The sequence below is a fragment of the Actinoallomurus spadix genome, assembly GCF_024055725.1.
Taxonomy (GTDB): domain Bacteria; phylum Actinomycetota; class Actinomycetes; order Streptosporangiales; family Streptosporangiaceae; genus Actinoallomurus; species Actinoallomurus spadix.
This window is the reverse complement of record NZ_JAMXMX010000008.1, coordinates 69,722-95,679: the sequence shown is the minus strand read 5'-3', so window position 1 is coordinate 95,679 and position 25,958 is coordinate 69,722. Positions and strand designations below refer to the sequence as shown.

The window sequence follows — 25,958 nt, the reverse complement described above, 5'->3', positions numbered from 1 at the left end:
CGTCACATGGGTCGTGGGTGAATCTGGGAGGACTCGCGTGGGGAAGATGCGGTCTGCCGGTGGCATGCTGGCGGTGGTGGCGTTGCTCGCCGGCGCGTCCGCGTGCACGGGCAGCAGTGAGGCCGGCACGAACGGCAAGGACGGGACGAAGGCGCCCGACGCCCAGGTGCGCGTCACCCCGGCCAACGGCACCGGCGCCGCACGTCCTGATCAGGGCGTCGCGGTCGCGGCCTCGGCCGGCAAGCTGGAGCAGGTCTCGGTGACCCAGGGCGGCGCGCAGGTGCCGGGCGACTTCAACGCCGACCACACGCAGTGGAAGACCAAGTGGACGCTCAAGCCCGGCGCGTCCTACGCCGTGAACGTCACGGCGAAGAACGCCAAGGGCAAGACCACGACGACGCAGAGCACGTTCACGACGCAGAAGGCGACGCAGACCTTCAAGATCGCCGACATCACGCCGATGCCCGGCGAGAAGGTCGGCGTGGGCATGCCGATCATCGTGAAGTTCGACAAGCCGATCGCCAACAGGGCGAACGTCGAGCGGGCGCTCGAGGTCAAGTCGGACAAGGGCGACACCGGCGGCTGGCACTGGATGTCGAGCCAGGAGGTCGTCTTCCGCACCAAGCAGTTCTGGGGCGCGCACCAGAACGTCACGCTCAACGCCCACCTCGCCGGCGTCCGCGGCCTCAAGGGCGTGTACGGCAAGGCGGACGTGTCGCGCTCCTTCAAGATCGGTGCGTCGAACGTCACCGTGGCCAACGCCAAGACGCACTACATGAAGGTGAACCACGACGGCGTCGTCAAGAAGTTCCCGATCAGCACGGGCGTGGGGACGACGATGGAGTACACCACGACCAGCGGCCTGCACATCACGCAGGAGAAGGCCGAGACCGTGACGATGGAGTCGCCCGGCCGCAGGCCCGGCGACGCCGGTTACTACAAGGAGGAAGTGCACCTCGCGGTCCGGATCACCAACCGCGGTGAGTACGTCCACCAGAGCGTCGGGGAGTACGACGCCCTCGGCAACCGCAACGCCAGCCACGGCTGCGTCCGCACCTCGCCGACCGGCGCCCGCTACTTCTACAACATCGCCCAGCGCGGCGACATCGTGAACGTCACCGGCACACGCCGGAAGCTGGCCAACGAGGTCGACTCTAACGGCTGGGTCTTCTGGGCCCTGTCCTGGGACAAGTGGGTCGCGGGCAGCGCCCTGCACTGACCCGTACGAGGACGTTCTGTCCGGCCCCGGCCGCCGTCACGGCGCCGGGGCCGACGCGTGTCTAGGCCCTAGGACTCCTCGCCGCGGAGGCGGCGGTCCAGCAGGCGGAGGAACTCCGGGTCGTCGTCCGGGCCGAGGGGGCGGCCCCCGTCCACCGGGCCCACGTCGTCCCTGCCGAAGTCCCGCGAGGTGAGGAACTCCGGCGGCCACGCGCCCACGCCGGCCCGTACGAACCCGCGGCGCCGGCCGAACAGGAGCCAGGCGATCGCGCCGAGTTCGAAGCCCAGCAACACAATGAGGAACCACGCGAACTTCGGAAGATGCCGCGTTTCGGTCTCATCGGTCGACAGGACCTCGAAGAGGCAGAACAGCCACACGCCGAGTGCGACAAGGACGAGCACGACGGCAAGGACGAGCATGCTCGCAGCGTAACCCGCCTACCTGAATGCCACCGCAACGATGACCGCACTGGGCCGCAGAGCCCGCCGACCGGGGCCGCAGAGGCGGCGGAGCCGGGCCACCGGGCGGCCTGGGGTGACGGGCGGCGGCGGCTGGCCTACGCTTCGGGTTAGCCGAGGCGAGGGGCCGTGTGATGCGTTACCGGGTGAACCGTCGCCAGCAGTTCGAGGCGCCGGCCGCCGACTCCCGGACCGGGCGCCACCGCCGGAGCAAGGACTCGACCGGAGACGCCGACCGCACGGCGCCCGCCGAACGACCGGTCGCCCGCCCGCGCCGCCTGCAGCCCCGGGACGCGCTCGGCCGCTTCCGCAAGCTGCGCCCGGACGAGCAACGGCGGCTCACGGACCGGGCGGATACCCCGCTGCCCGACCGGCCGGCCGAGCCGCGCTACACCTGGCGCGACTTCGAGCTCGACGACGAGTTCCCCCGCGCGGCGCCGCACTCGCCGGACACACCCGACGTACGGGACGGGCGCCGGCACTGCGGGTCGCTCGAGGACATCCTCTACCGCCAGTGGCCCGCCGGCGGGGAGCCGGTCTCCCCGGACGTCGTACGGGCCGTGGACAGCCTCGCCGACCTGCCCGAGGCGCTGAAGGAGCGGCTGGCCGAGAACCTCAACGGCATCTACGTCGGCTCCGGCGGTGTCCCGGACCTCGACGACATGGCCTACCTGCGGGGCGAGCCCCTGCCCTCGGGGAAGGCGACCTGGGACATCTGCGCCGGGGCGTACGGGGATCGCACGATCGTGGTCGGTGACCGTCCGTCACCGACTCCGGACGTCATGCTGCACGAGATCGGGCACGCTCTTGACGACATCGACGGCATCATGACCGATGAGGGCGGCCGACAATGGCAGTCCGACAGTCCGGAGTTCCGTGCGCTGTACGCCCAATGTCTTCCACACTTGGAGAGTGACTTTCACCGGCAGGCGGAAGATCTCGGTCGGCACGAGTTCTTTGCGGACGCGTTCGCGGCGATCGCGTCCCGGCAACGGCCGGCGCTTGTCGACATGCTGGGCGGCGATACCCGAACGGCGCTCAACGTAATGCTTTTCTTCAACCGCAAATACGGGATTTAGGTGATGGCGCGATGTACGTGATCAGGCTCCCCGGCGGGAACCTGCGGGTGCCCGCGAGCGTGCTGGCCCGCGGGCGGCAGGCGCACGGCGGGTCGGGGAGCGTGATCGGCCAGGCGTATGTGGAGATCGGCCCGGAGGATCCCGACTATCAGCGTCTTCTCGAGCAGTCGATCTCGGAAGAGGAGATGGCGGACAAGCGTCGCCGCTGGCGCGAGGACGATGAGGCGCTGCGCGCCGAGTTCGAGGAGTTCAAGGCCCGGCAGGCGGAGGAGTGACGGGCCCGGCAGGTGGAGGGATGACGGCGAGGTCCGGTCGCCGCCGTCGACCGTCTACCGGCTGAGTTCGCTGCGTACCGAGGACTCGACCGGCTCCTCGCCCCTCAGTAGTGCGTGCACCTCGGATTCCCGGAAACGGCGGTGCCCGCCGGGCGTCCGGATGCTGCTGATCCGGCCGGCCGCTGCCCAGCGTGTTACCGTTTTCGGGTCGACCCGGAACAGGGCGGCGACCTCACCTGGAGTCAGCAGGCGCTCGCTCGTACTCTCCACGTTTTCTCTCCCCCTTTGTCCCGCTCTCGTCGCGGGTGGACTGTTTCTCAGTCTGCCGTGTCAAGACCGATTTCTCCCTTGTTTTCGGAAAACATCACGCTGCGTAGTTTTGTGACATGCAGTAATGACTACATGTGACCGATCAGTTGCGGCCTTCCCGGCGGTCCGGCCGACCCGTCGCCGACAGTGACACCCCGGAGCCACGTAGGGTGCTCGCTATGCCCGATCTTGTAACACTGGAGGAGATCGAAGACGCCGCCCGGCGGCTGTCCGGAGTGGCGCTGCGCACCCCCCTGGTGCCGCTGCGCGGCACGGCGCCCTCGGCTCCTCTCCTGCTGAAGGCCGAGTCGCTGCAGCCGGTCGGCTCCTTCAAGCTCCGCGGCGCGTACGCCGCGATCAGCGCACTGCCCGAGGAGGAGCGCAAGAACGGCGTCATCGCGCACTCCAGCGGCAACCACGCCCAGGCGGTGGCCTACGCGGCGAACGTGCTAGGCATCCCCGCAGTGCTGGTGGTCCCGCACACGATCCCGGCCATCAAGGCCGACGCCTGCCGCGCGCTCGGCGCCGAGATCGTCTTCGTCGAGCCGACCATGGAGGCCCGGGTGGAGACGGCCGACCGCCTGGCCGGCGCGCACGGGTACGCGCTCATCCCGCCGTTCGACGACGCGCGGGTCATCGCGGGGCAGGGCACGATCGGCCTGGAGATCGTCGAGGACGAGCCCGAGGCCGACGCCGTGTTCGTGCCGATCAGCGGGGGCGGCCTGATCGCCGGTATCGCCGCGGCGATCAAGGCGAAGCGCCCCGAGACGAAGGTCATCGGCGTGGAGCCCGCACTCGCCGCCGACGCGCGCGACTCCTTCCGCGTCGGCCGCCGGATCGGGTGGCCGGCCGCGGAGACCGGCCGGACGATCGCCGACGCCCTGCGCGTCGAGCGGGTCGGCGAGCTGCCCTTCGCGCACATCCGCGCGTACGTCGACGACATCATCGTGGTGTCCGAAGAGGAGATCCGCGCCGCCATGCGGGTGCTCGCCCGCCGGGCGGGCCTGGTCGCCGAGCCGGGCGGAGCGGTCGCGACCGCCGGCCACCTGGCGGCGACGGCGTCGCGGGGGCGGAACCACGCGGGGCGCCCTCGGCGTCACGTCGCCGTCGTCTCCGGCGCGAACGTCGACCCGGTCCTGTACGCGGAGGTCCTCGGCGAGCCTGAGCAGCCCGGGACCCCCTGACGACGGCCCGGGGGAGACGGCGATCGCGGCCCCAGGGCCGGCCGGCGGGTCGGCCCGAGCGATCCGGGGCGGACCGGCGGGTCGGCCCGAGCGGCCCGGGCGCGGCTGACGATCGTGGTCCGGGGACCGGCGGGCCGGTCCCCGAACCGGCTCCCGCGAAGGGGGGATAGTCTCAGAACGTCATGCGTTCCGTACTCGTTTACACCCTTGCCCGGCTGGCGCTGTTCGGCGCGACCGCCGGAGTGCTGTTCCTGGCCGGAGCGCGTGGGTTCCTGCTCCTCGCGCTGGCCATCCTGATCAGCGGCATCATCAGCTTCGTCCTACTGTCGCGCCAGCGCGACGCCGTCTCGGCCTCCGTGACCCGGCGTGCCGCCCGGATGCGGGAGAACCTCGCCGCCGGCGCCGCCCGCGAGGACGAGGAGGAGGACGAGAGCCGCGAGGTCCCGGCCTCCTCCGCGACGGTCCGTCAGGACGGCCGGGAGCCCACGGCCTGACCCGCCGGGGTCAGCGGACGGCGTGGTGCATCGCCACCGCGCCGAAGGTGAGGTTGCGCCAGCGCACCGAGGTCCACCCGGCCTCCTGGATCAGCCGGGCGAACCCCGCCTGGTCGTGCCAGGCGGCCGTCGACTCCGCGAGGTAGTGGTAGGAGTCGGGGTTGGAGCTCACCTTCGCCATCAGCGGCAGGCCGACCTTCAGGTGCAGGCCGTGCAGGGTCCGCAGCACCGGGTTCGGTGGCCGGCTGACCTCGCAGACGACCAGCCGCCCGCCCCGCCGGGTCACCCGCCGCAGCTCGGCCAGCGCCTGGACCGTGTCGCTCACGTTGCGGATGCCGAAGGAGATCGTCACCGCGTCGAAGGACTCGTCGGCGAACGGGAGGCGCAGCGCGTCGCCGGCCACGAACCGCACGCCGGCGTCCCCGTTGCGGCGCACACCCTCCTGGAGCATGCCGAAGGAGAAGTCGCAGGCGGCGGTGTAGGCCCCGGCCTCGGCGAACGGCACCGAGGAGGTGCCGGTGCCGGCCGCGAGGTCGAGGACCCGCTCGCCGGCCTGAACGTCGAGGGCCTTGACCACCTCGCGCCGCCACAGCCGGTCGAGTCCGCCGGTCATCAGGTCATTGAGCAGGTCGTAGCGCGCGGCGGTGCGGTCGAACATCGCCGCCACTTCTGCCGGTCGCTTGTCCAGGGATGCGCGCGTCACGCAGGTAAGCGTACGCAAGCGGTCGGTTAACGGAGCACGCGGGCAGGCGCGTACGATCGGGCAGCGCGCATGGTTCCCGAGCATCGAGAGGCACGGTTTAGACTCACGGATGTAGGGAGCTTGTGAAGCGCTTCACAAAAGAACATGGAGAGCCAGAACGCACCCCGGGTCGCACCCGGCTGCACGCAGCCCCGTACGATCCGTCGCGGCATCGCTCCGTCCGCAGGGCGGACCACCGAAACCGTGCACCCGAAGGATTCTCGTGACCGAGCCAGTGTCCATAACGCAGAAGGACCCCGAGACCGAGGCCGACGTCATCGTCGTCGGCGCGGGCCCGGCGGGCTCGACCACCGCCTACCACCTGGCTCAGGCGGGGCTCAACGTCATCCTGCTGGAGAAGACGACCTTCCCGCGCGAGAAGGTGTGCGGTGACGGCCTCACTCCCCGCGCCGTGAAGCAGCTGGTGAAGATGGGCGTCGACATCGACGCGCCCGGCTGGATCCGCAACCGGGGGCTGCGGATCATCGGTGGCGGCGTCCGCCTCGAGCTGCCCTGGCCCGACCTGGCGAGCTACCCCGACTACGGCCTGGTCCGCACGCGGATGGACTTCGACCAGATCCTCGCCGAGCGCGCCGTCGCCGCGGGCGTCAAGCTCCGCATGAACACCAACGTCACCGGCCCGGTCCTCGACGACCGCACCGGCCGGATCACCGGCGTCGTCGCCAAGACCGACGACGGCGAGGTGACCTTCACGGCGCCGCTCGTCGTCGCGGCCGACGGCAACTCCACGCGCCTGTCGCTCGCGATGGGCCTGCGCAAGCGCGACGACCGGCCGATCGGCGTGGCGGTCCGGCGTTACTACACGAGCCCGCGCCACGACGACGACTACCTCGAGTCCTGGCTGGAGCTGTGGGACGGCGACCGGCTGCTGCCCGGCTACGGCTGGATCTTCGGCGTCGGCGACGGCACCTCCAACGTCGGCCTCGGCCTGCTCAACACGAGCGAGGCATTCAAGAACGTCGACTACCGCGAGCTCCTGAAGAAGTGGCTCGCCGGGATGCCCGAGGAGTGGGGCTACCAGGAGGACAATGCCACCGGCCCGGTGCGCGGCGCGGCCCTGCCGATGGGCTTCAACCGGACCCCGCACTACACGCGCGGCCTCCTGCTCGTCGGCGACGCCGGCGGCATGATCAACCCGTTCAACGGCGAGGGCATCGCGTACGCGATGGAGTCCGGCGCGATGGCCGCCGAGATCATCGCCCAGGCCCTGGCCCGGCCCACCCCGGCGCAGCGCGAGCGTGCCCTGCACGACTACCCGCGCGTGCTCAAGGAGGCCTACGGCGGCTACTACACGATCGGCCGGGTCTTCGTGAAGGCGATCGGCGATCCGCGGATCATGAAGTTCGCGACGCGCCACGGCCTGCCGCACCCGACGCTGATGAGGTTCACGCTCAAGCTGCTCGCCAACCTGACCGATCCACGGGGCGGCGACGCGATGGACCGCGTCATCAACGCGATGTCGAAAATGGCTCCGGCGGCGTGAGACGAGAGAAGAAATGATGATCGCCCTGCCTAGGATTGGGAATCCCGCCCGTGGACCGCGGCCGTGCCGCACCGACGGCGCGCTCGAAGGCAACCACCAAGAGGGGGGTGTAGGGATTTGAACCTCTACGTTCCTATTGTCGTACTCGGCGCGCTCGCGCTGCTGTTCGCCGTGGGCTCGGTCATCATGGGCTCCTTCACGGGGCCGAAGCGCTGGAACCGCGCCCGTCTCGAAGCGTACGAATGCGGCATCGAACCGACGCCGCAGCCGGTCGGCGGTGGCCGCTTCCCGGTGAAGTACTACCTGACCGCGATGCTGTTCATCGTCTTCGACATCGAGATCATCTTTCTCTACCCGTGGGCGGTCGCCTTCGACCACATGGGGCTGTTCGGTCTCGTCGAAATGGTGCTCTTCATCGTCACCGTCCTCATCGCGTACGCCTACGTGTGGCGTCGCGGTGGTCTGGAGTGGGACTGACACAATGGGTCTTGAAGAGAAACTCCCCGCAGGCGTCCTGCTGACCACGGTCGAGCAGGTCATCGGCCTGGCGCGCAAGAGCTCGGTCTGGCCGGCGACGTTCGGCCTCGCCTGCTGCGCCATCGAGATGATGGCGACCGGCGACCCGCGCCACGACTTCTCCCGCTGGGGCATGGAGCGAGCCTCCGGCTCGCCCCGGCAGGCCGACCTGATGATCGTCGCCGGCCGGGTGAGCCAGAAGATGGCGCCCGTCCTCCGGCAGATCTACGACCAGATGGCCTCGCCCAAGTGGGTCATCGCGATGGGCGTGTGCGCCTCCTCCGGCGGCATGTTCAACAACTACGCGATCGTCCAGGGCGTCGACCACATCGTGCCGGTCGACGTCTACCTGCCCGGCTGCCCGCCGCGGCCGGAGATGCTGCTCGACGCGATCCTCAAGCTGCACGACAAGATCCAGAACACCAAGCTGGGCGTGCACCGCAAGCGGGAGATCGAGGAGCTGGAGAAGGCCCGGCTCCGCCAGCTCCCGCTCCTGGACCAGCCCGAGGTGGTCTCGTGACGTCACAACACCCTGAGCAGCAGGCCGAGCAGGCCGCCGACCAGCTCCCGGCGCGCGCCGAGGAAGAGCGGCGCGAACAGCCGATCGCCCGGATGGGCATGTTCGGCGCCAAGACGACCGGCGACACCTCCGGGTACGGCCGCCTGGTCATCCGGCAGTCGCCCAAGGTCTCCAGCCCCCGCCCGTTCGGCGGTCCCCGCACTTCCGGCGCCGAGGGCGAGTTCGACGAGATCGCGGACGCGCTGGAGCGCGCCTACCCCGACTTCGGCGAGGCGATCGAGCGCGTCGTCGTGGACCGCGGCGAGCTGACCTTCGTCGTCCGCCGCGAGCACCTGGCGCAGGTCGCCCAGGTGCTGCGCGACGACCCGGCGCTGCGCTTCGAGCTGTGCACCGGCGTGTCCGGCGTGCACTACCCGGCCGAGACCGGCGCGGAGCTGCACGCGGTGTACCCGCTGCTGTCGATGACCCACAACCGGCGCGTCCGGCTCGAGGTCACCGCCCCCGACGCGGACCCGCACATCCCGTCGCTGGTCAAGGTCTACCCGACCAACGACTGGCACGAGCGCGAGACGTACGACCTGTTCGGCATCGTCTTCGACGGTCACCCGGCGCTCACCCGGATCATGATGCCGGACGACTGGCAGGGCCACCCGCAGCGCAAGGACTACCCGCTCGGCGGCATCCCCGTCGAGTACCGCGGGGCCAAGGTGCCCCCGCCCGACGAGAGGAGGTCGTACACATGACCGCCACGGACTACGACGCCTACGGTACGGGCGAGGCCGCTGAGGGCACCGTCTACAACGTCAACGGCCAGGACTGGAACGAGGTCGTCGACGCCGCCGCGTCCGGCGACGAGGACCGCATGGTCGTCAACATGGGTCCGCAGCATCCGTCGACGCACGGCGTGCTCCGGCTCATCCTGACGCTCGACGGCGAGACGGTCGACGAGGCCCGGCTGGGCATCGGCTATCTCCACACCGGCATCGAGAAGAACATGGAGTACCGGACGTGGACCCAGGGGACCACGTTCTGCACTCGTATGGACTACCTCTCGCCGCTGTTCAACGAGGCGGCGTACTGCCTCGCGGTGGAGAAGCTGCTGGGCATCACCGACGACGTCCCCGAGCGGGCGCAGGTCATCCGCGTGATGATGATGGAGGTCAACCGGATCTCCTCGCACCTGGTCGCGATCGCGACGTTCGGCCTGGAGCTGGGCGCGACCACGGTCATGCTCAACGGCTTCATCGAGCGTGAGTACGCCCTCGACATCTTCGAGATGGTCGCGGGCCTGCGCATGAACATGGCCTACATCCGGCCGGGCGGCGTCGCCCAGGACCTGCCGCCGGGCGCGATCGACAAGATCGGCGACTTCGTCAAGCGGGAGAAGGGCCGGCTCAAGCAGCTGCGCAAGCTCCTCGACGCGAACCCCGTGTTCGTCGCGCGGACCAAGGACATCGCCTACCTCGACCTGACCGGCTGCATGGCGCTCGGCGTCACCGGCCCGGTCCTGCGCTCCACGGGCCTGCCCTGGGACCTGCGCAAGACCCAGCCGTACTGCGGCTACGAGACGTACGAGTTCGACGTGCCGACCGTGGACACCTGCGACGTGTACGGCCGTTACCTCGTGCGCATGGCGGAGATGGAAGAGTCCCTGAAGATCATCGAGCAGTGCCTCGACCGGCTGAGCTCCGGCTCGGCCAAGTCGGGCCCGGTGATGGTCCAGGACAAGAAGATCGGCTGGCCGGCGCAGCTCGCGCTGGGGCCCGACGGCATGGGCAACTCGCCGAACCACATCGCGCACATCATGGGCCAGTCCATGGAGGCCCTCATTCACCACTTCAAGCTGGTGACCGAGGGATTCCGGGTGCCGGCCGGCCAGGTGTACGCCGCGGTGGAGTCGCCGCGCGGCGAGCTCGGCTGTCACGCGGTCAGCGACGGCGGCACCCGCCCGTACCGCGTGCACTTCCGCGACCCGTCGTTCACCAACCTGCAGGCGGCCCCGGCGATGTCCGAGGGCGGCCAGGTCGCCGACATCATCGCCGCGGTGGCCAGTATCGACCCGGTCATGGGGGGAGTCGACCGATGAGCGCTGAGGAACAGCGCGACGAGCAGCGCACCGAGCGCGCGGCGGGGATCGTGGCGCATGAGGACGGCGCGGCCCTCGACCCCGAGGTCCGCGCGCGGCTCGAGCGCGACGCCAAGGAGATCATCGCCCGCTACCCGAAGCCCCGGTCGGCGCTGCTGCCGATGCTGCACCTGGTGCAGTCCGAGGTCGGGTACGTCAGCGAGGCGGGTATCCAGTTCTGCGCCGACATGCTGGGCATCACGCCCGCGCAGGTCACCGGCGTCGCGACCTTCTACACGCAGTACAAGCGTGAGCCGGTCGGCGAGTACCACGTCGGCGTCTGCATCAACACGCTGTGCGCGATCATGGGCGGCGACCAGATCTGGGAGGAGCTGTCCGAGCACGTCGGCGTCGGTCACGACGAGGCGACCCCGGACGGCAAGATCAGCCTTGAGCGCCTCGAGTGCAACGCGGCCTGCGACTTCGCTCCCGTGATGATGGTCAACTGGGAGTTCTTCGACGACATGACGCCGGAGAAGGCCAAGCAGCTCGTCGACGACCTGCGCGCCGGCAAGCCGGTCGCGCCGACCCGCGGCCCGTCTTCGGTGTGCTCCTGGAAGCAGGCGTCGCGGGTGCTCGCGGGCTTCAACGACGGCCGCGCCGGCGAGGGCGTGCAGGCCGGTCCCGAGTCGCTGCGCGGCCTCGAGCTGGCCAAGCGCGAGGGCTGGACCGCTCCTGAGCCCGAGGAGACCACCAAATGACGACGACTCTGACCCCCATCCTCACCAAGACGTGGGACCAGGCGGACTCGTTCACCCTGCGCGGGTACGAGAACGCCGGCGGGTACCAGGCGTTCCGCACGGCCCTGGGCATGAACCCGGACGACATCATCCAGGCGGTGAAGGACTCCGGTCTTCGCGGCCGTGGCGGCGCGGGCTTCCCGACCGGCCTGAAGTGGGGCTTCATCCCGCAGGGCGACGGCAAGCCGCACTACCTCGTCGTCAACGCGGACGAGTCCGAGCCGGGCACGTGCAAGGACATCCCGCTGATGATGGCCAACCCGCACGTGCTGGTCGAGGGCATCATCATCAGCGCGTTCGCGATCCGCGCGAACCACGCGTTCATCTACGTGCGCGGTGAGGTCCTGCACGTCATCCGCCGCCTCCAGCAGGCGGTCGCGGACGCGTACGAGGCGGGCTACCTCGGCACGAACATCCTCGGCTCCGGCTTCGACCTGGAGCTGGTCGTGCACAGCGGCGCCGGCGCGTACATCTGCGGCGAGGAGACGGCGCTGCTCGACTCGCTCGAGGGCTACCGCGGTCAACCCCGGCTCAAGCCTCCCTTCCCGGCGGTGGCCGGCCTCTACGGCGGCCCGACCGTGATCAACAACGTCGAGTCGATCGCCAGTGTTCCCGGCATCATCGCCAACGGCGCCGACTGGTTCGCCTCGATGGGCACCGAGAAGTCCAAGGGCTTCGGCATCTTCAGCCTGTCCGGGCACGTCACCCGGCCCGGCCAGTACGAAGCGCCGCTGGGCATCACGCTCCGCGAGCTGCTCGACATGGCCGGCGGCGTCCGGAACGGCCACCGGCTGAAGTTCTGGACGCCGGGCGGCTCCTCGACGCCGCTGTTCACCGACGAGCACCTCGACGTGCCGCTGGACTTCGAGTCCGTCGGCGCGGCCGGCTCCATGCTCGGCACCCGGGCGCTGCAGATCTTCGACGAGACGACCTGCGTCGTACGGGCGGTGCTGCGCTGGAGCGAGTTCTACGCGCACGAGTCGTGCGGTAAGTGCACGCCGTGCCGCGAGGGCACCTACTGGTACAAGCAGATGCTCAAGCGCCTGGAGAAGGGCGAGGGCAGCGAGAAGGACCTCGACACCCTCCTCGATCTGTCGGACAACATCCTCGGCCGGTCGTTCTGCGCCCTCGGTGACGGCGCGACCAGCCCGGTGACCTCGTCCATCCAGTACTTCCGGGACGAGTACATCAAGCACTTCGAACAGGGCGGCTGTCCCTTCGACCGGGCCGCCTCGACCGCGTGGGCAGGTGGAAAGTGACCGTCACCAGCGACAGCACCGGGGTCGAGAAGCGCGAGGACCTGGTCTCCGTCACGATCGACGGCTTCGAGATCAGCGTCCCGAAGGGCACGCTGATCATCCGGGCCGCCGAGCTGCTCGGCATCCAGATCCCGCGGTTCTGCGACCACCCGCTGCTCGACCCGGTCGGGGCCTGCCGGCAGTGCCTGGTGGAGATCCCGGACGCCGGCAACGGGCGGCCGATGCCCAAGCCGCAGGCGTCCTGCACCACCACGGTCATGCCGGGCATGGTGATCAAGACGCAGCTCACCTCGCCGGTGGCCGACAAGGCCCAGCACGGCGTGATGGAGCTGCTGCTGATCAACCACCCGCTGGACTGCCCGATCTGCGACAAGGGCGGCGAGTGCCCCCTGCAGAACCAGGCGCTGTCCAACGGCCGCGGCGAGTCCCGGTTCGTCGAGACGAAGCGGACGTTCCCGAAGCCGATCGCGCTGTCCTCGGAGGTCCTGCTGGACCGCGAGCGGTGCATCCAGTGCGCCCGCTGCACGCGGTTCTCCGACCAGATCGCCGGTGACGCGTTCATCGACCTGTTCGAGCGCGGCGCCAAGGAGCAGGTCGGCGCGGCCACCGACGAGCCGTTCCAGTCCTACTTCTCCGGCAACACGGTGCAGATCTGCCCGGTCGGCGCGCTGACCGGCGCGGCGTACCGCTTCCGCTCCCGGCCGTTCGACCTCGTGTCGACGCCGAGCGTCTGCGAGCACTGCGCCTCCGGCTGCGCGCAGCGCACCGACCACCGGCGCGGCAAGGTGACGCGGCGGCTGGCCGGTGACGACCCGCAGGTCAACGAGGAGTGGAACTGCGACAAGGGCCGGTGGGCGTTCACGTACGCCACCCAGCCCGACCGCCTGACCCACCCGCTGATCCGTAACGAGGACGGCGTGCTGGAGCCGGCGTCCTGGCCGGAGGCGCTGAGCGTCGCGGCCGAGGGCCTGGCCCGCGCCCGCGGCAAGGCGGGCGTGCTGACCGGCGGCCGCCTCACCCTCGAGGACGCCTACGCGTACAGCAAGTTCGCCCGGATCGCGCTCGGCACCAACGACATCGACTTCCGCGCCCGTGCGCACTCCGGCGAGGAGGCCGACTTCCTCGCGGCGACCGTCGCGGGACGCCCGATCACGGTGTCGTACGCCGACCTGGAGAACGCCCCGGCGGTGCTGCTGGCCGGCTTCGAGCCGGAGGAGGAGTCGCCGATCGTCTTCCTGCGGCTCCGCAAGGCGGCACGCAAGAAGGGCCTGAAGGTCTACTCCGTCGCGCCGTTCGCCACGCGCGGCCTGCGCAAGCTGTCCGGCACGCTCCTGGCCACCGCGCCGGGGGCCGAGGCCGAGGTCCTCGGCGACCTGATCACCGGGACCGGCCTGGACGACGCGGGCAAGGCCGCCGCGGAGCTGCTCAAGGCCAAGGGCGCGATCGTCCTCATCGGTGAGCGGCTCGCCGCGGCGCCGGGCGCCCTGTCGGCCGCCGGCCGCCTGGCCGCAGCCACCGGCGCCCGCGTCGCGTGGATCCCGCGCCGGGCCGGTGAGCGCGGCGCGATCGAGGCCGGCGCGCTGCCGACGCTGCTGCCGATCGGCCGTCCGGTCACCGACGCCGCCGCGCGCGGCGAGGTGGCACGGGCCTGGACCGTGAGCTCGCTGCCGGAGACGCCGGGCCGCGACACGGCGGGCATCCTCGCCGCCGCGCGGGACGGCGGGATCGACGCGCTGCTCATCGGCGGCGTCGACCCGTACGACCTGCCGGACCCGGCCGGAGCCCTGGAGGCCCTGGAGAACACCCCGTTCATCGTCAGCCTGGAGCAGCGGGTCAGCGCGGTCACCGACCGGGCCGACGTGGTGCTGCCGGTGGCGACGGTGACGCAGAAGGCCGGGACGTTCGTCAACTGGGAGGGGCGCGGCCGTCACTTCGACGTCGTCCTCAAGACCCCCGGCGTGATGTCGGACCTCAAGGTGCTGGCGGCGATCGCCGACCAGCTCGACGTCCACCTCGGCCTGCCGGACCCGGAGGCGGCCCGCCGCGAGATGGCCGCGCTCGGCGCGTTCCGCGGCGACCGGCCGAGCCTGCCCAGCGTCGCCGCGGCCGTCACCGCCGAGCCCCGCAAGGGCGAGGCGCGGCTGGCCACCTGGCGGATGCTGCTCGACGCGGGCCGGATGCAGGACGGCGAGCCGTACCTCGCGGGCACCGCGAAGACGCCGGTCGCGCGGCTGAGCGCGATGACGGCCGAGGAGATCGCGGCGGACGGGAAGGTCACCGTGGCCACGGCGCACGGCGAGATCACCCTGCCGCTGGAGATCGTCGACATGCCGGATCGCGTGGTCTGGCTTCCCGAGAACTCCCCGGGCTGCGCGGTCCACCGGGACCTGGGCGTTTCCGCCGGGGCGGTCGTGAAGATTTCGAACGGGAGCGTCGCATGAGCGAGACGCACGTCCTCGCCGAGGGCGCCACGCTGAACAGCTTCGGGCACGACCCGTGGTGGATCATCGGCCTCAAGGCGCTGGTGGTCTTCGTCTTCCTGCTCCTGACGGTGCTCATCACCGTCTGGGCGGAACGCCGGATCATCGGCCGGATGCAGCTCCGCCCGGGTCCGAACCGCGCGGGCCCCTTCGGCATCCTGCAGGCGCTGTTCGACGGCATCAAGGGCGCGCTGAAGGAGGACATCGTCCCGCGCGGCGTGGACAAGGTCGTCTTCTTCCTCGCGCCGATCCTCGCCGCCGCGCCCGCGATGGTGTCCTTCTCGGTCATCCCGTGGGGCGGGGTCGTCTCGATCGGCGGCCACAAGACGCCGCTGCAGCTCGCCGACCTGCCGGTCGCGGTGCTGCTGCCGCTGGCGATGGCCTCGATCGGCGTGTACGGCTTCGTCCTCGCCGGCTGGTCGTCGATGTCGCCGTACGCCCTGCTCGGCGGTCTGCGCTCCAGCGCCCAGGTGATCTCCTACGAGATCGCGATGGGCCTGTCGTTCGTGGCGGTGTTCCTCTTCTCCGGGACGCTGTCCACGTCCGAGATCGTCGCGGCGCAGGCGCACGGCACGGCGTTCAAGGTCGCCGGGATGACGCTCCACACGCCGTCCTGGTACGCGGTCCTGCTGCTGCCGTCGTTCATCATCTACATCTTCACGATGATGGGTGAGTCCGGCCGTATCCCGTTCGACCTCCCCGAGGGTGAGGGCGAGCTGGTCGCCGGCTACCACACCGAGTACTCATCGCTGAAGTTCATGATGTTCTACCTCGCCGAGTACGTGAACATGACGACGCTGTCGGCGCTGTGCACGACGCTGTTCCTCGGCGGGTACCGCGCGCCATGGCCGATCACCTGGTTCTGGTCCGGGGCCAACTCCGGCTGGTGGCCGGTCCTGTGGTTCCTGATCAAGATCTGGATGTTCACCTTCTTCTTCATCTGGCTGCGCGCGGCCCTGCCGCGGGTCCGCTACGACCAGCTGATGAAGCTCGGCTGGAAGGTCCTCATCCCGGTCTCGCTCGGCTGGATCCTGTTCGTGTCGGTCGTGCGGGCCCTGCGCAACGAGCACCACGACGTCGGCCCGATCATGATCGTCGCCGCGATCATCGTCGTCCTCCTGCTCATCGCGTCGTTCCTCTGGGAGCGGGTCTCGGCGAGCGAGGCGCAGCCGGAGGAGGCGGAGGCCGCGGCCGAGCAGGACCCGATGGCGGGCGGCTTCCCGGTGCCGCCGCTCGACGCGCCGCACTACCACGGCGTCGGCAACGGCCGTGCGCCCAACTCCGCGGAGGCCACCCGTGCTTGATTTCCTGAACCCGATCAAGGGGTTCGGCGTCGCGTTCCACCAGATGCTCAGCAAGACCGAGGTGGTGGAGTACCCCGAGGTCAAGAAGCCGACGGCGCCGCGCTTCCACGGCCGGCACCAGCTGAACCGCTGGCCCGACGGCCTGGAGAAGTGCGTCGGCTGTGAGCTGTGCGCGTGGGCGTGTCCCGCCGACGCGATCTACGTCGAGGGCGCCGACAACACCGAGGAGGAGCGGTTCTCCCCGGGTGAGCGGTACGGCCGCGTCTACCAGATCAACTACCTGCGGTGCATCCTCTGTGGGCTGTGCATCGAGGCGTGCCCGACCCGCGCGCTCACGATGACCAATGAGTACGAACTCGCCGACGTCAGCCGCGAGAGCCTCATCTACACCAAGGAGATGCTGCTCGCCCCGCTGACCGAGGCCATGGAGGCCCCGCCGCACCAGATGCGTCTCGGCGAGACCGAGGAGGACTACTACCGCCTCGGCGCCAAGAGCGAGTCCAAGGACGGTGCCAAATGACCGGGGTAGTGGCCGCGGGCGCGCACCAGACCGGCGAGAGCGCGATCTTCTGGATCCTCGCGATCGTCTCGGTCGGGGCGGCCCTCGGCATGATCCTGACGCGCAAGGCCGTGCACTCGGCGCTGATGCTGGCGGCGGTGATGTTCTCGCTCGCGGTGCTGTACGCCGTGAACGAGGCGCCGTTCCTGGCGTTCGTGCAGGTGATCGTCTACACCGGCGCGGTGCTGATGCTGTTCCTGTTCGTCGTCATGATCATCGGGGTCAGCTCCACCGACTCCCTGGTCGAGACGATCAAGGGCCAGCGGGTGGCCGCCGCGATCGTCGGCATCGGCTTCGCGGTGCTGCTGTTCGTCGGCTTCGGCCACGCGACGCTGCCGAAGACGGCCGGCCTGAAGGACGCGAACGCCAATGGCGGCAACGTCATGGGCCTGGCGCGGCTGATCTTCACCAAGTACGTCTTCGCGTTCGAGGTGACCAGCGCCCTGCTGATCACCGCGGCGCTCGGCGCGATGGTCCTCGCCCACCGCGAGCGGCTGCGCCCGAAGCCGACGCAGAAGCAGCTGTCGAAGGAGCGGATCAAGAGCGACCGCGTCTCGCCGCTGCCGCCGCCCGGCACGTACGCCCGCCACAACGCCGTCGACATGCCGGCCCTGCTCCCCGACGGCAGCATCTCGGAGCTGTCGGTCAGCCCGGTCATCGCCCGCCGCCGTACCGGCGACCACGAGGACCTGCACGGCGCGTCCCCCGAGGTCGTCGCCCACGAGGGCGCCAAGACGGTCAAGGCCGTGATCGAGAAGCCGGTCGAGGTCGAGGAGGAGGAACAGTGACGGGCCACTATCTGGTTCTGTCCGCCATCCTGTTCACGATCGGCGGGATCGGCGTGCTCATCCGCCGCAACGCCATCGTGGTCTTCATGTGCGTCGAGCTCATGCTCAACGCCACCAACCTGGCGTTCGTGAGCTTCGCCCGCATGCACGGCAGCCTCGACGGGCAGATCATCGCGTTCTTCGTGATGGTCGTGGCCGCGGCCGAGGTCGTCGTCGGACTGGCGATCATCATGACGATCTTCCGGAGCAGGAAGTCCTCGTCGGTCGACGACGCGAACCTGCTGAAGTACTGAGGACATCCCGATGACCACGATGAACGCTGTTCTTGCCGCCGGTGGGCCGGAACTCCACCCCCAGGCGGCCGAGGGCGTCCAGTCCGTCGCCTGGCTGCTGATCGCCCTGCCGCTCGCCGGCGCGGCGATCCTGCTGCTGAGCGGGCGCCGTACCAACAAGTGGGGCCACCTGCTGGGCACCGCGATGTCCCTCGGCGCCTTCGTCGTCGGCCTCCTCGCCTTCTTCCAGATGCTGGGCCAGGACGCGGAGGGGCGCAGCCGCCTGGTGCACCTGTTCCCCTTCATCTCGGCCGGGTCGCTGAAGGTCGACATGAACCTGCTGGTCGACCCGCTGTCGATCAGCTTCGTTCTGCTGATCACCGGGGTCGGCTCGCTGATCCACATCTACTCGATCGGCTACATGTCCCACGACCCGGACCGGCGCCGGTTCTTCGCGTACCTGAACCTCTTCGTGGCGGCGATGCTCCTGCTGGTGCTGGCCGACAACTACGTCGGCCTGTACATCGGCTGGGAGGGCGTGGGTCTCGCGTCGTACCTGCTGATCGGGTTCTGGCAGTACAAGCCGAGCGCGGCCACGGCGGCCAAGAAGGCGTTCATCGTCAACCGGGTCGGTGACTTCGGCCTGTCCGTCGCCATCATGGTGATGTTCGCGACGTTCGGTTCCCTGAGCTACCAGGACGTGTTCGGTCAGGCCTCGCAGGCGTCGCAGGGCACGATCACCGCGATCGGCCTGCTGCTCCTGCTCGGCGCCTGCGGTAAGTCCGCGCAGCTCCCGCTGCAGTCCTGGCTCCTGGACGCCATGGAGGGCCCGACCCCGGTGTCGGCGCTCATCCACGCGGCGACGATGGTCACCGCGGGCGTCTACCTGATCGTCCGCTCCCACGCGATCTTCGAGCTGTCGCCGGACGCACAACTGCTCGTCACGATCGTCGGCGTCGCCACGCTGCTCGCCGGTGCGATCATCGGTTGCGCCAAGGACGACATCAAGAAGGCCCTCGCCGGCTCGACGATGTCGCAGATCGGCTACATGGTGCTGGCCGCCGGCCTCGGCCGTCCCGGCTACGTCTTCGCGATCGCGCACCTCATCGCGCACGGCTTCTTCAAGGCCGGCATGTTCCTCGGCGCCGGTTCGGTCATGCACGCCATGAACGACGACGTGAACATGCGCAAGTACGGCGGCCTGCGGAAGGTCATGCCGATCACGTTCGCGACGTTCGGTCTCGGCTACCTCGCGATCATCGGCTTCCCCGGCCTGTCCGGCTGGTGGACCAAGGACGGCATCATCGACGCGGCCTTCGAGAAGGGCGGCACGTCCGGCCAGATCCTCGGCTGGCTCGCCCTGATCGGCGCCGGCATCACCGCGTACTACATGTCGCGCCTGATGTTCATGACGTTCTTCGGCGAACCGCGCTGGGACGAGGACGTGCACCCGCACGAGTCCCCGAAGGTCATGACCGTCCCGCTGATCCTGCTGGCCATCGGCTCGGTCGCCGGCGGCGCGTTCCTCATCCTCGGCGACCGGTTCGCGAAGTTCCTCGCGCCCGTCGTCGGCGAGCCCGAGGCGGCGCACAAGCTGGTCACGCCGTACACCGCGATCGTGTTCGCGCTCATGGTGGTCGGCGTCGGCCTCGCGTACGTGCAGTACCTGCGCCGCCCGGTCCCGCGGACCGCCCCGGCGGGCAACCCCGCCGTGACCTTCGCCCGCAAGGACCTGTACGGCGACGCGCTGAACGAGTCGCTGCTCATGCGGCCCGGTCAGTGGCTGACCCGCCTCACGGTCTACTTCGACAACCGCGGCGTCGACGGCCTCGTCAACGGCCTCGCCGCGTTCATCGGAGGGACCTCCGGCCGGGTCCGCCGCGTCCAGACCGGCTTCGTCCGCTCGTACGCACTGTCCATGTTCGTCGGCGCCGCGCTGGTCGTCGGTGCCCTGTTCCTGGTGAGGATCTGATGGCCACGACTGCCGCAGTGGCCCGCCGCACGGGGCATGGCGTCGTACGCCCTGTCCATACGTGCTCGCTTGAGAGCCGCACTCGTCGTCGGTGCCCTGTTCCTGGTGAGGATCTAGTGGTCGCCACGACTTCCCTGCCGCACCGGAAGGTGGCCTCATGCTGACCGCCCTCATCGCGATCCCGGCCGTCGGCGCACTGCTCGTCGCGCTGCTGCCGAAGGGCCGTGACGCGCTGGCCAAGCAGGTCGCGCTCGGCGTCACGCTCGTCGTGGCGGTGCTGTCCATCGTCATGGCGGTGCAGTTCAAGACGGACGGCGCGCGCTTCCAGTTCACCGAGAAGTACTGGTGGATCAAGCAGTTCGGCGTGCACTACGCGGTCGGCGTCGACGGCGTCGCGCTCGTGCTGATCCTGCTGTCCACGATCCTCGTTCCGCTGGTCGTCCTGGCCTCCTGGACCGAGGCGGGACGCTCGGGCGGGGTCGACACCCCCCCGAAGCGCTCGGTGAAGACCTACATGGCGCTGCTGCTCAGCCTCGAGGCGATGATGGTCGGCGTCTTCGCGGCGACCGACGTCTTCCTCTTCTACGTCTTCTTCGAGGCGATGCTGATCCCGGTGTACTTCATCATCGGGTCCTACGGCGGGGCGCAGCGCTCGTACGCCGCGGTGAAGTTCCTGCTGTACTCGCTGTTCGGCGGCCTGCTGATGCTCGCCGCGGTGATCGGCCTGTACGTCGTCTCGGCGAACGCCGGCCACGGCACGTTCCTGTTCGACGAGCTGCGGAACCTCCACATCGCGCCGACCACGGCCAAGTGGCTGTTCCTCGGCTTCTTCATCGCCTTCGCGATCAAGGCGCCGCTGGTGCCGTTCCACACCTGGCTGCCGGACGCCGCGGGCCAGGCCCCGGCCGGCGCCGCCGTGCTGATCGTCGGCGTGCTCGACAAGGTCGGCACGTTCGGGATGCTGCGGTTCTGCCTGGAGCTGTTCCCCGGCGCGTCGAAGTGGTTCACGCCGGTCGTGCTCACGCTGTCGGTGGTCGGCATCGTGTACGGCGCGGTCCTCGCGATCGGCCAGGTCGACATCAAGCGCCTGATCGCCTACACGTCGGTGTCCCACTTCGGCTTCATCACGCTGGGCATCTTCGCGATGACCTCGTCGGGTCAGAGCGGCGCGACGCTGTACATGGTGAACCACGGGTTCTCCACCGGCGCGCTGTTCCTGCTCGCCGGGTTCATGATCTCCCGCCGCGGGTCGGCGCGGATCGACGCGTACGGCGGCGTGCAGAAGGTCGCGCCGCTGCTGGCGGGCACCTTCCTCGTCGCGGGCCTGTCCGGTCTGTCGCTGCCGGGTCTGTCGAGCTTCGTCTCGGAGTTCATGGTCCTGGTCGGCACGTTCTCCCGCTACAAGGTGCCCGCGGTCATCGCGACGGTCGGCATCATCCTCGCCGCGATCTACATCCTGTGGATGTACCAGCGGACGATGAACGGCCCCACCGCCGAGGCGGTCAAGGGCATGAAGGACCTGTCCAAGCGTGAGCTGATCGTCGTGGCGCCGATCCTCGCGATCATCGTCGCGCTCGGCTTCTACCCGAAGCCGGTGCTGGACGCCATCAACCCGTCGGTCAAGCAGACCCTGGTCCAGGTCCACAAGCAGGACCCGAAGCCGACGGTCGCCGAGAAGGGAAGCCACCAGTGACACCCGTCTACATGGCGGCGGGGGACATCCCGACCCCCCACATCGAGTACGGGCGGCTCGCGCCGGTCCTGATCGTGCTCGGGGCGGCGTGCGTCGGCGTGCTCGTCGAGGCCCTCGCGCCCCGCGCCCAGCGGTACGGGCTGCAGGTGCTGGTCTCCGTCGTCGGCCTGGTCGCGGCGTTCGCCTGGACGATCGCGCTCGGCATCGGCGACCAGCCGCACCACGTCGCCGCGATGGGCGCGGTCGGCGTGGACGGGCCGACCCTGTTCATCCAGGGCACGATCCTCGTCCTCGCCCTGATGTCGATGCTGCTGATCGCCGAGCGGAGGCACGAGGACAGCCCGTTCACGGCACAGGCGTCCACGGTCCCCGGCAGCCCGGAGGAGCGCGAGAGCCTCGTCGCGGGCCTGGTGCAGACCGAGATCTACCCGCTGGTGCTGTTCGCGGTCGGCGGCATGCTGATCTTCCCAGCCGCCAACGACCTGCTGACGATGTTCGTGGCCCTCGAGGTCATGTCGCTGCCGCTGTACCTGCTGTGCGGTCTGGCGCGGCGCCGCCGTCTCCTCTCGCAGGAGGCCGCGGTCAAGTACTTCCTGCTGGGCGCGTTCTCCTCGGCGTTCTTCCTCTACGGCACCGCGATGCTGTACGGCTTCGCCGGCTCGGTGCGGCTGTCGGAGATCGCGGCGGCGATCAGCAAGCAGGGCGGTGACGAGCCGCTGCTGCTCGCGGGCGTCGCGCTGCTGTCGGTCGGCCTGCTGTTCAAGATGGGCGCCGCGCCGTTCCAGGCGTGGAAGCCGGACGTGTACCAGGGCGCCCCGACGGCGCTCACCGCGCTGATGGCGTCCTGCACCCTGGTCGCCGCGGTCGGCGGCGTGCTGCGGGTCTTCTACGTCGGGCTGGAGACGCTGCGCTGGGACTGGCGGCCGATGATGTGGGCCGTGGCGATCCTCACGATGCTGGTCGGCGCGATCGTCGCGATCACGCAGACCGACGTGAAGCGCATGCTCGCGTACTCCTCCATCGCGCACGGCGGCTTCCTGCTCACCGGCGTCATCGCCACCAACAAGGCGGGCCTGTCCAGCACGCTGTTCTACCTGGCGGCGTACGGCTTCACGACCGTGGGCGCGTTCGCGGTCATCACGATGGTCCGCGACGCGGGCGGCGAGGCAGGGCACCTGTCCCGCTGGGCGGGTCTGGGCAAGCGTCAGCCGCTCGTCGCCGGAACGTTCGCCTTCTTCCTGCTGGCGTTCGCCGGTATCCCGCTGACCAGCGGGTTCACCGGGAAGTTCGCGGTGTTCCAGGCCGCGATGGCCGGCGGCGCGATGCCGCTGGTGATCGTCGGTGTGGTGTCCTCCGCCATCGCCGCGTTCTTCTACGTCCGGGTCATCGTGCTGATGTTCTTCAGCGAGCCGCTGGCGGACGGGCCGACCGTCTCCTTCAGCCCGGCGACCGCGACGGCGGTCGCAGTTGGGGCGTTCGTTACCCTGGTCCTCGGTGTGATTCCCGCCCCCGCACTGCACCTGGCGCAGTCGGCCGCGAATCAGCTATTCGTCCGCTGAGACTGGGGAGAAGTCTGTGAGTAGTGCCCTTCTGGGCCTTCCGGCCGTCGATGACACGCTCGCAGCAGGCATTCAGGAGAGACTGGCCGAGGTCGAGGAGGCGCTGCGGGAGGCGGTGCAGAGCGATTACGCGCTGATCACCGACGCCTCGCGGCACCTCACCGACGCGGGCGGCAAGCGGTTCCGGCCGATGCTGGTGCTGCTGGCCGCGCAGTTCGGCGACCCGGCCGCGCCCGGGGTGATCCCGGTCGCGGTCGTGGTAGAGCTGACCCACCTGGCGACGCTCTACCACGACGACGTGATGGACGAGGCCGTGATGCGCCGCGGCCAGGTCTCGGCCAACAACCGGTGGAACAACACGATCGCCATCCTCACCGGCGACTTCCTGTTCGCCCGCGCCTCGGACATCCTCGCCGATCTCGGCCCGGAGGCGGTGCGCATCCAGGCGCGGACGTTCGCCCGGCTGGTGCGCGGGCAGATCCAGGAGACCGCGGGTCCCGCCGAGGGCACCGACCCGCTCGAGCACTACATCGAGGTCGTGGCGGGCAAGACGGGCTCGCTGATCGCCGCGTCCGGGCAACTGGGGGCCCTGCTCGCGGGCGCCGGCCCCGAGATCGTCGCGACGCTGACGTCGGCGTGCGAGAAGATCGGTGTCGCGTTCCAGCTGTCCGACGACATCCTCGACATCGCCTCGGAGTCGGAGGAGTCGGGCAAGACGCCGGGCATCGACCTGCGCGAGGGCATTCGCACGCTGCCGGTGCTCCACGTGCTGCGCTCGGCCGCGGACGAGGACGCCCGGCTGCGCGAGCTCCTCGACTCCGACCTCACCGACGACGCTCGGCACGCCGAGGCGCTCGCCCTGCTGCGCGCCCACCCGGCGATGGACCGGGCCCGCGCCGACCTGCGCCGGTGGGTCGACGAGGCCCGTGCGGAGCTGCTGACCCTGCCGGACGTCCCGGCGCGCGAGGCGTTCCTCTCCCTCTGCGACTTCGTCCTGACCCGCACGGCCTAGTACGGCCGTCTCCGCCGCAGCCCGGGGTGGGGTCGTCGCCGGCGCTGTCACCTCAGGAGGGATTCGTCCCTGCTGACGGGACAGCGCCGGATGGCCGGGGGAAGGCCGGACGGAGTGCCACCGGGCGAGGCGAACGCCTGAGGACACCCCCTACTAGCCGCGACGGCGGCGGACGAGCAGCGTGCCACCGGCGCCGAGCAGCAGCGCGGCCATCGTGGCGATGATCACTAGGAACGGCGTCTTCGACGCGTCGTGGCTCTGCGAGGCCGCAGGCGTGGCGCTCAGGCTCGCGGGCGGGCGCGGGGAGGCGGCCGGCGACTCGGTGGGCGGCGATGCGACCGGAGCCGAGGACGCGGTGCCGGGCCTGCCGGCTCTGGCCGCGACGACGACCTCGCCGTGGACCGTACGGCCGTCTCCGCAGGACGCGACGATGGCGTACGGGCCGGGCCGCAGGTCTCTCTTGAGCCTCGGGTCGCCCTCGCCGGTGTCGGCCTTGCCGTAGAGGATGACGTCGCGGGTGAACGCCGCCGACCTGGCGATGTGGGGCGTCGGGCCCACGCTGCAGTCGGGCACGGAGATGTGGATCCGCTGGCCAGGGTGCGGCGAGTGCGGCGAGACGGCGATGCCGTCCGTGGCGGCGGGCGCGGCGCCCACGCCGGTCGCCGCGGCGACCGGACAGGTCGCCGCGACGGCCATGGCGGTTACCGCGACGGCCTTACGAGCTGGTCGCACTGCTTCCTCCTCGGAGCCTTCAGGCTCTCGCGTCCATGTCCGGTCCGGGCCAGGTCCACTACGGGACATGCAAGTTACTGCATACCTTGATCACCCGTGGAGATGTTGGGGCTACGCTATTGGTTCGCTTTGCCAGTGTTAATGATTGTCATGGACGGGGTGACTGGTGCGGGCGACGAAAATAATGCCGTTTGTCCTGATCCCGGCGGCGCTGGTCACACTCGCCGGGCCGGCGGCCGCCCGATCGACCCATCGGCACAGCACCTCGGTCAGTGTCCAGGCGGGTGATCCGTACGGGGTGTCCGATCCGGCGACGCTCGCGTTCTGGACGCCGAAGCGGATGGCGGCGGCCACCCCGCTGGACGGCCGGCCGACTCAGCCGTCGAGCGCGAAGATGGGTGCGGCGTCCAGCGGGAAGAGCGGCACGGTGAGCGCGGCGTCCCGGCCGACCGCCAAGACGTGGACCGGCAGCCCCGTCGTCGGAGCGCTGTTCCTCAGCAACGGCAGCGGCAGCCACTACTGCACCGCCAGCGTCGTCGGCACGGCCAAGAAGAGCCTCATCCTCACCGCCGGGCACTGCCTGTACGGCACGAACGGCTGGGCGAAGAACATCGTCTTCGTGCCGCGCTACAGCAAGTCGAAGGGCGCCCGCCCGTACGGCGCCTGGACGGTGAAGTACATGTACGTCGACTCGCGCTGGAAGAAGCACCGTGACCCGGACCTCGACTTCGGCTTCGCGGTGGTCGGCACGCGGAACGGCAGGCGCATCGCGGACGTCGTCGGCGCGAACCGGCTCGTCATCGACCAGGGCTACACGAACAAGGTTCGTGTCATCGGATACCCGATGAAGAAGTACAAGTCCGTCGACAAGCCGATCTACTGCAACGTCACGACGCACAAGGCGTTCAAATACCAGATCACGTTCGACTGCAACGGCTTCTACGGCGGCACGAGCGGCAGTCCCTGGATCAAGAACTACAACACCACGACCCGGCGTGGCGACGTGCTCGGCGTCATCGGCGGCTACCAGGAGGGCGGCAAGTACGACTGGCGCTCGTACAGCTCCGTCTTCGACAAGGACATCAACAAACTCTTCACGAGCGCCAAGAAGCGCGGCTGAATCGCGACACGGCTCGCGAAAGCCCGGCGGTGGCACCGCGATG

General features: G+C 69.8%; 26 protein-coding genes. 22 read left to right on the top strand and 4 right to left on the bottom strand.

The genetic code is table 11. The annotated features are described in order from the left end of the window. The first annotated feature begins 46 nt into the window (after positions 1-46). Positions 47-1,219 (top strand): L,D-transpeptidase, encoded by a 1,173-nt coding sequence (locus tag NE235_RS13770; RefSeq protein ID WP_252802621.1) that lies wholly within the window; start codon positions 47-49, stop codon positions 1,217-1,219. A 68-nt stretch (positions 1,220-1,287) separates the two neighbouring features. Here the strand turns inward: NE235_RS13770 and NE235_RS13765 are convergent, their stop codons facing one another. Then, the gene (locus tag NE235_RS13765) at positions 1,288-1,638 is read right to left on the bottom strand and encodes a PLD nuclease N-terminal domain-containing protein (protein WP_252802619.1); all 351 of its coding nucleotides are present in this window, start codon (positions 1,636-1,638) and stop codon (positions 1,288-1,290) included. Between the two features lie 173 nt (positions 1,639-1,811). Here NE235_RS13765 and NE235_RS13760 point away from each other — a divergent pair, with 173 nt between their 5' ends. Beyond that, positions 1,812-2,756, top strand: a complete 945-nt coding sequence (locus tag NE235_RS13760) for a hypothetical protein (protein WP_252802617.1) — start codon at positions 1,812-1,814, stop codon at positions 2,754-2,756. Positions 2,757-2,767: 11 nt separating this feature from the next. Beyond that, complete coding sequence (locus tag NE235_RS13755; RefSeq protein ID WP_252802615.1) at positions 2,768-3,031, top strand: hypothetical protein; 264 nt, start codon at positions 2,768-2,770, stop codon at positions 3,029-3,031. Between the two features lie 54 nt (positions 3,032-3,085). Here the strand turns inward: NE235_RS13755 and NE235_RS13750 are convergent, their stop codons facing one another. Beyond that, a complete protein-coding gene (locus NE235_RS13750) occupies positions 3,086-3,301 on the bottom strand; it encodes a BldC family transcriptional regulator (protein WP_252779585.1) in 216 nt (71 codons plus the stop codon). Positions 3,302-3,519: 218 nt separating this feature from the next. Here NE235_RS13750 and NE235_RS13745 point away from each other — a divergent pair, with 218 nt between their 5' ends. Both NE235_RS13745 and NE235_RS13740 read left to right on the top strand, forming a co-directional pair. Next, positions 3,520-4,524 carry a threonine ammonia-lyase gene (locus NE235_RS13745; protein ID WP_252802613.1) on the top strand — a complete coding sequence of 335 codons (1,005 nt, stop codon included), beginning with the start codon at positions 3,520-3,522 and terminating at the stop codon, positions 4,522-4,524. 182 nt (positions 4,525-4,706) lie between these two features. Beyond that, positions 4,707-5,018 (top strand): DUF4229 domain-containing protein, encoded by a 312-nt coding sequence (locus NE235_RS13740; protein WP_252802611.1) that lies wholly within the window; start codon positions 4,707-4,709, stop codon positions 5,016-5,018. 10 nt (positions 5,019-5,028) lie between these two features. Here NE235_RS13740 and NE235_RS13735 read toward each other — a convergent pair whose 3' ends face one another. Then, positions 5,029-5,721, bottom strand: coding sequence for a demethylmenaquinone methyltransferase (locus NE235_RS13735; RefSeq protein WP_252802609.1), 693 nt, complete (start codon positions 5,719-5,721; stop codon positions 5,029-5,031). Between the two features lie 262 nt (positions 5,722-5,983). Between NE235_RS13735 and NE235_RS13730 the strand changes: the two genes are divergently transcribed. From NE235_RS13730 to NE235_RS13655, 16 genes are all read left to right on the top strand, one after another. After that, positions 5,984-7,264, top strand: a complete 1,281-nt coding sequence (locus NE235_RS13730; protein WP_252802607.1) for a geranylgeranyl reductase family protein — start codon at positions 5,984-5,986, stop codon at positions 7,262-7,264. Between the two features lie 117 nt (positions 7,265-7,381). Then, positions 7,382-7,741: an NADH-quinone oxidoreductase subunit A gene (locus NE235_RS13725; RefSeq protein WP_252779618.1), complete on the top strand. Its 360-nt coding sequence runs from the start codon at positions 7,382-7,384 to the stop codon at positions 7,739-7,741. Positions 7,742-7,745: 4 nt separating this feature from the next. Continuing rightward, positions 7,746-8,300, top strand: coding sequence for a NuoB/complex I 20 kDa subunit family protein (locus tag NE235_RS13720; protein ID WP_252802605.1), 555 nt, complete (start codon positions 7,746-7,748; stop codon positions 8,298-8,300). Then, a complete protein-coding gene (locus tag NE235_RS13715) occupies positions 8,297-9,043 on the top strand; it encodes an NADH-quinone oxidoreductase subunit C (RefSeq protein WP_252802603.1) in 747 nt (248 codons plus the stop codon). Before NE235_RS13720 ends, NE235_RS13715 begins: the two co-directional genes overlap by 4 nt. Further along, positions 9,040-10,386, top strand: coding sequence for an NADH-quinone oxidoreductase subunit D (locus tag NE235_RS13710; RefSeq protein ID WP_252802601.1), 1,347 nt, complete (start codon positions 9,040-9,042; stop codon positions 10,384-10,386). The genes NE235_RS13715 and NE235_RS13710 overlap by 4 nt, the downstream gene beginning before the upstream one ends. Next, positions 10,383-11,126, top strand: coding sequence for an NADH-quinone oxidoreductase subunit NuoE (gene nuoE / locus NE235_RS13705; RefSeq protein ID WP_252802599.1), 744 nt, complete (start codon positions 10,383-10,385; stop codon positions 11,124-11,126). Before NE235_RS13710 ends, nuoE begins: the two co-directional genes overlap by 4 nt. Continuing rightward, complete coding sequence (gene nuoF, locus NE235_RS13700) at positions 11,123-12,424, top strand: NADH-quinone oxidoreductase subunit NuoF (RefSeq protein WP_252802597.1); 1,302 nt, start codon at positions 11,123-11,125, stop codon at positions 12,422-12,424. Before nuoE ends, nuoF begins: the two co-directional genes overlap by 4 nt. Continuing rightward, on the top strand, positions 12,421-14,865 hold the full coding sequence (locus NE235_RS13695; protein WP_252802595.1) for an NADH-quinone oxidoreductase subunit G: 2,445 nt from the start codon (positions 12,421-12,423) through the stop codon (positions 14,863-14,865). Before nuoF ends, NE235_RS13695 begins: the two co-directional genes overlap by 4 nt. Then, positions 14,862-16,208 (top strand): NADH-quinone oxidoreductase subunit NuoH, encoded by a 1,347-nt coding sequence (gene nuoH, locus NE235_RS13690; protein WP_252802593.1) that lies wholly within the window; start codon positions 14,862-14,864, stop codon positions 16,206-16,208. Before NE235_RS13695 ends, nuoH begins: the two co-directional genes overlap by 4 nt. After that, positions 16,201-16,728: an NADH-quinone oxidoreductase subunit NuoI gene (gene nuoI, locus NE235_RS13685; protein WP_252802592.1), complete on the top strand. Its 528-nt coding sequence runs from the start codon at positions 16,201-16,203 to the stop codon at positions 16,726-16,728. The genes nuoH and nuoI overlap by 8 nt, the downstream gene beginning before the upstream one ends. Next, the gene (locus tag NE235_RS13680; protein ID WP_252802591.1) at positions 16,725-17,555 is read left to right on the top strand and encodes an NADH-quinone oxidoreductase subunit J; all 831 of its coding nucleotides are present in this window, start codon (positions 16,725-16,727) and stop codon (positions 17,553-17,555) included. Before nuoI ends, NE235_RS13680 begins: the two co-directional genes overlap by 4 nt. Further along, positions 17,552-17,848 carry an NADH-quinone oxidoreductase subunit NuoK gene (gene nuoK / locus NE235_RS13675; protein WP_252779706.1) on the top strand — a complete coding sequence of 99 codons (297 nt, stop codon included), beginning with the start codon at positions 17,552-17,554 and terminating at the stop codon, positions 17,846-17,848. Before NE235_RS13680 ends, nuoK begins: the two co-directional genes overlap by 4 nt. A gap of 19 nt (positions 17,849-17,867) precedes the next feature. After that, positions 17,868-19,799 carry an NADH-quinone oxidoreductase subunit L gene (gene nuoL, locus NE235_RS13670; RefSeq protein WP_252803118.1) on the top strand — a complete coding sequence of 644 codons (1,932 nt, stop codon included), beginning with the start codon at positions 17,868-17,870 and terminating at the stop codon, positions 19,797-19,799. 157 nt (positions 19,800-19,956) lie between these two features. Next, positions 19,957-21,492, top strand: coding sequence for an NADH-quinone oxidoreductase subunit M (locus NE235_RS13665; protein ID WP_252802590.1), 1,536 nt, complete (start codon positions 19,957-19,959; stop codon positions 21,490-21,492). Between the two features lie 11 nt (positions 21,493-21,503). Next, complete coding sequence (gene nuoN / locus NE235_RS13660) at positions 21,504-23,051, top strand: NADH-quinone oxidoreductase subunit NuoN (protein WP_252803116.1); 1,548 nt, start codon at positions 21,504-21,506, stop codon at positions 23,049-23,051. Positions 23,052-23,067: 16 nt separating this feature from the next. Beyond that, complete coding sequence (locus NE235_RS13655; RefSeq protein ID WP_252802588.1) at positions 23,068-24,063, top strand: polyprenyl synthetase family protein; 996 nt, start codon at positions 23,068-23,070, stop codon at positions 24,061-24,063. Positions 24,064-24,216: 153 nt separating this feature from the next. On the opposite strand, the gene NE235_RS13650 is transcribed toward NE235_RS13655, so the two are convergent. Then, positions 24,217-24,795, bottom strand: coding sequence for a hypothetical protein (locus tag NE235_RS13650; protein WP_252802586.1), 579 nt, complete (start codon positions 24,793-24,795; stop codon positions 24,217-24,219). Between the two features lie 184 nt (positions 24,796-24,979). On the opposite strand from NE235_RS13650, the gene NE235_RS13645 reads away from it, so the two are divergent. Then, entirely contained in the window at positions 24,980-25,915 is a 936-nt protein-coding gene (locus NE235_RS13645; RefSeq protein WP_252802584.1) for a trypsin-like serine peptidase, read from the top strand. The last annotated feature ends 43 nt before the right edge of the window (positions 25,916-25,958 follow it).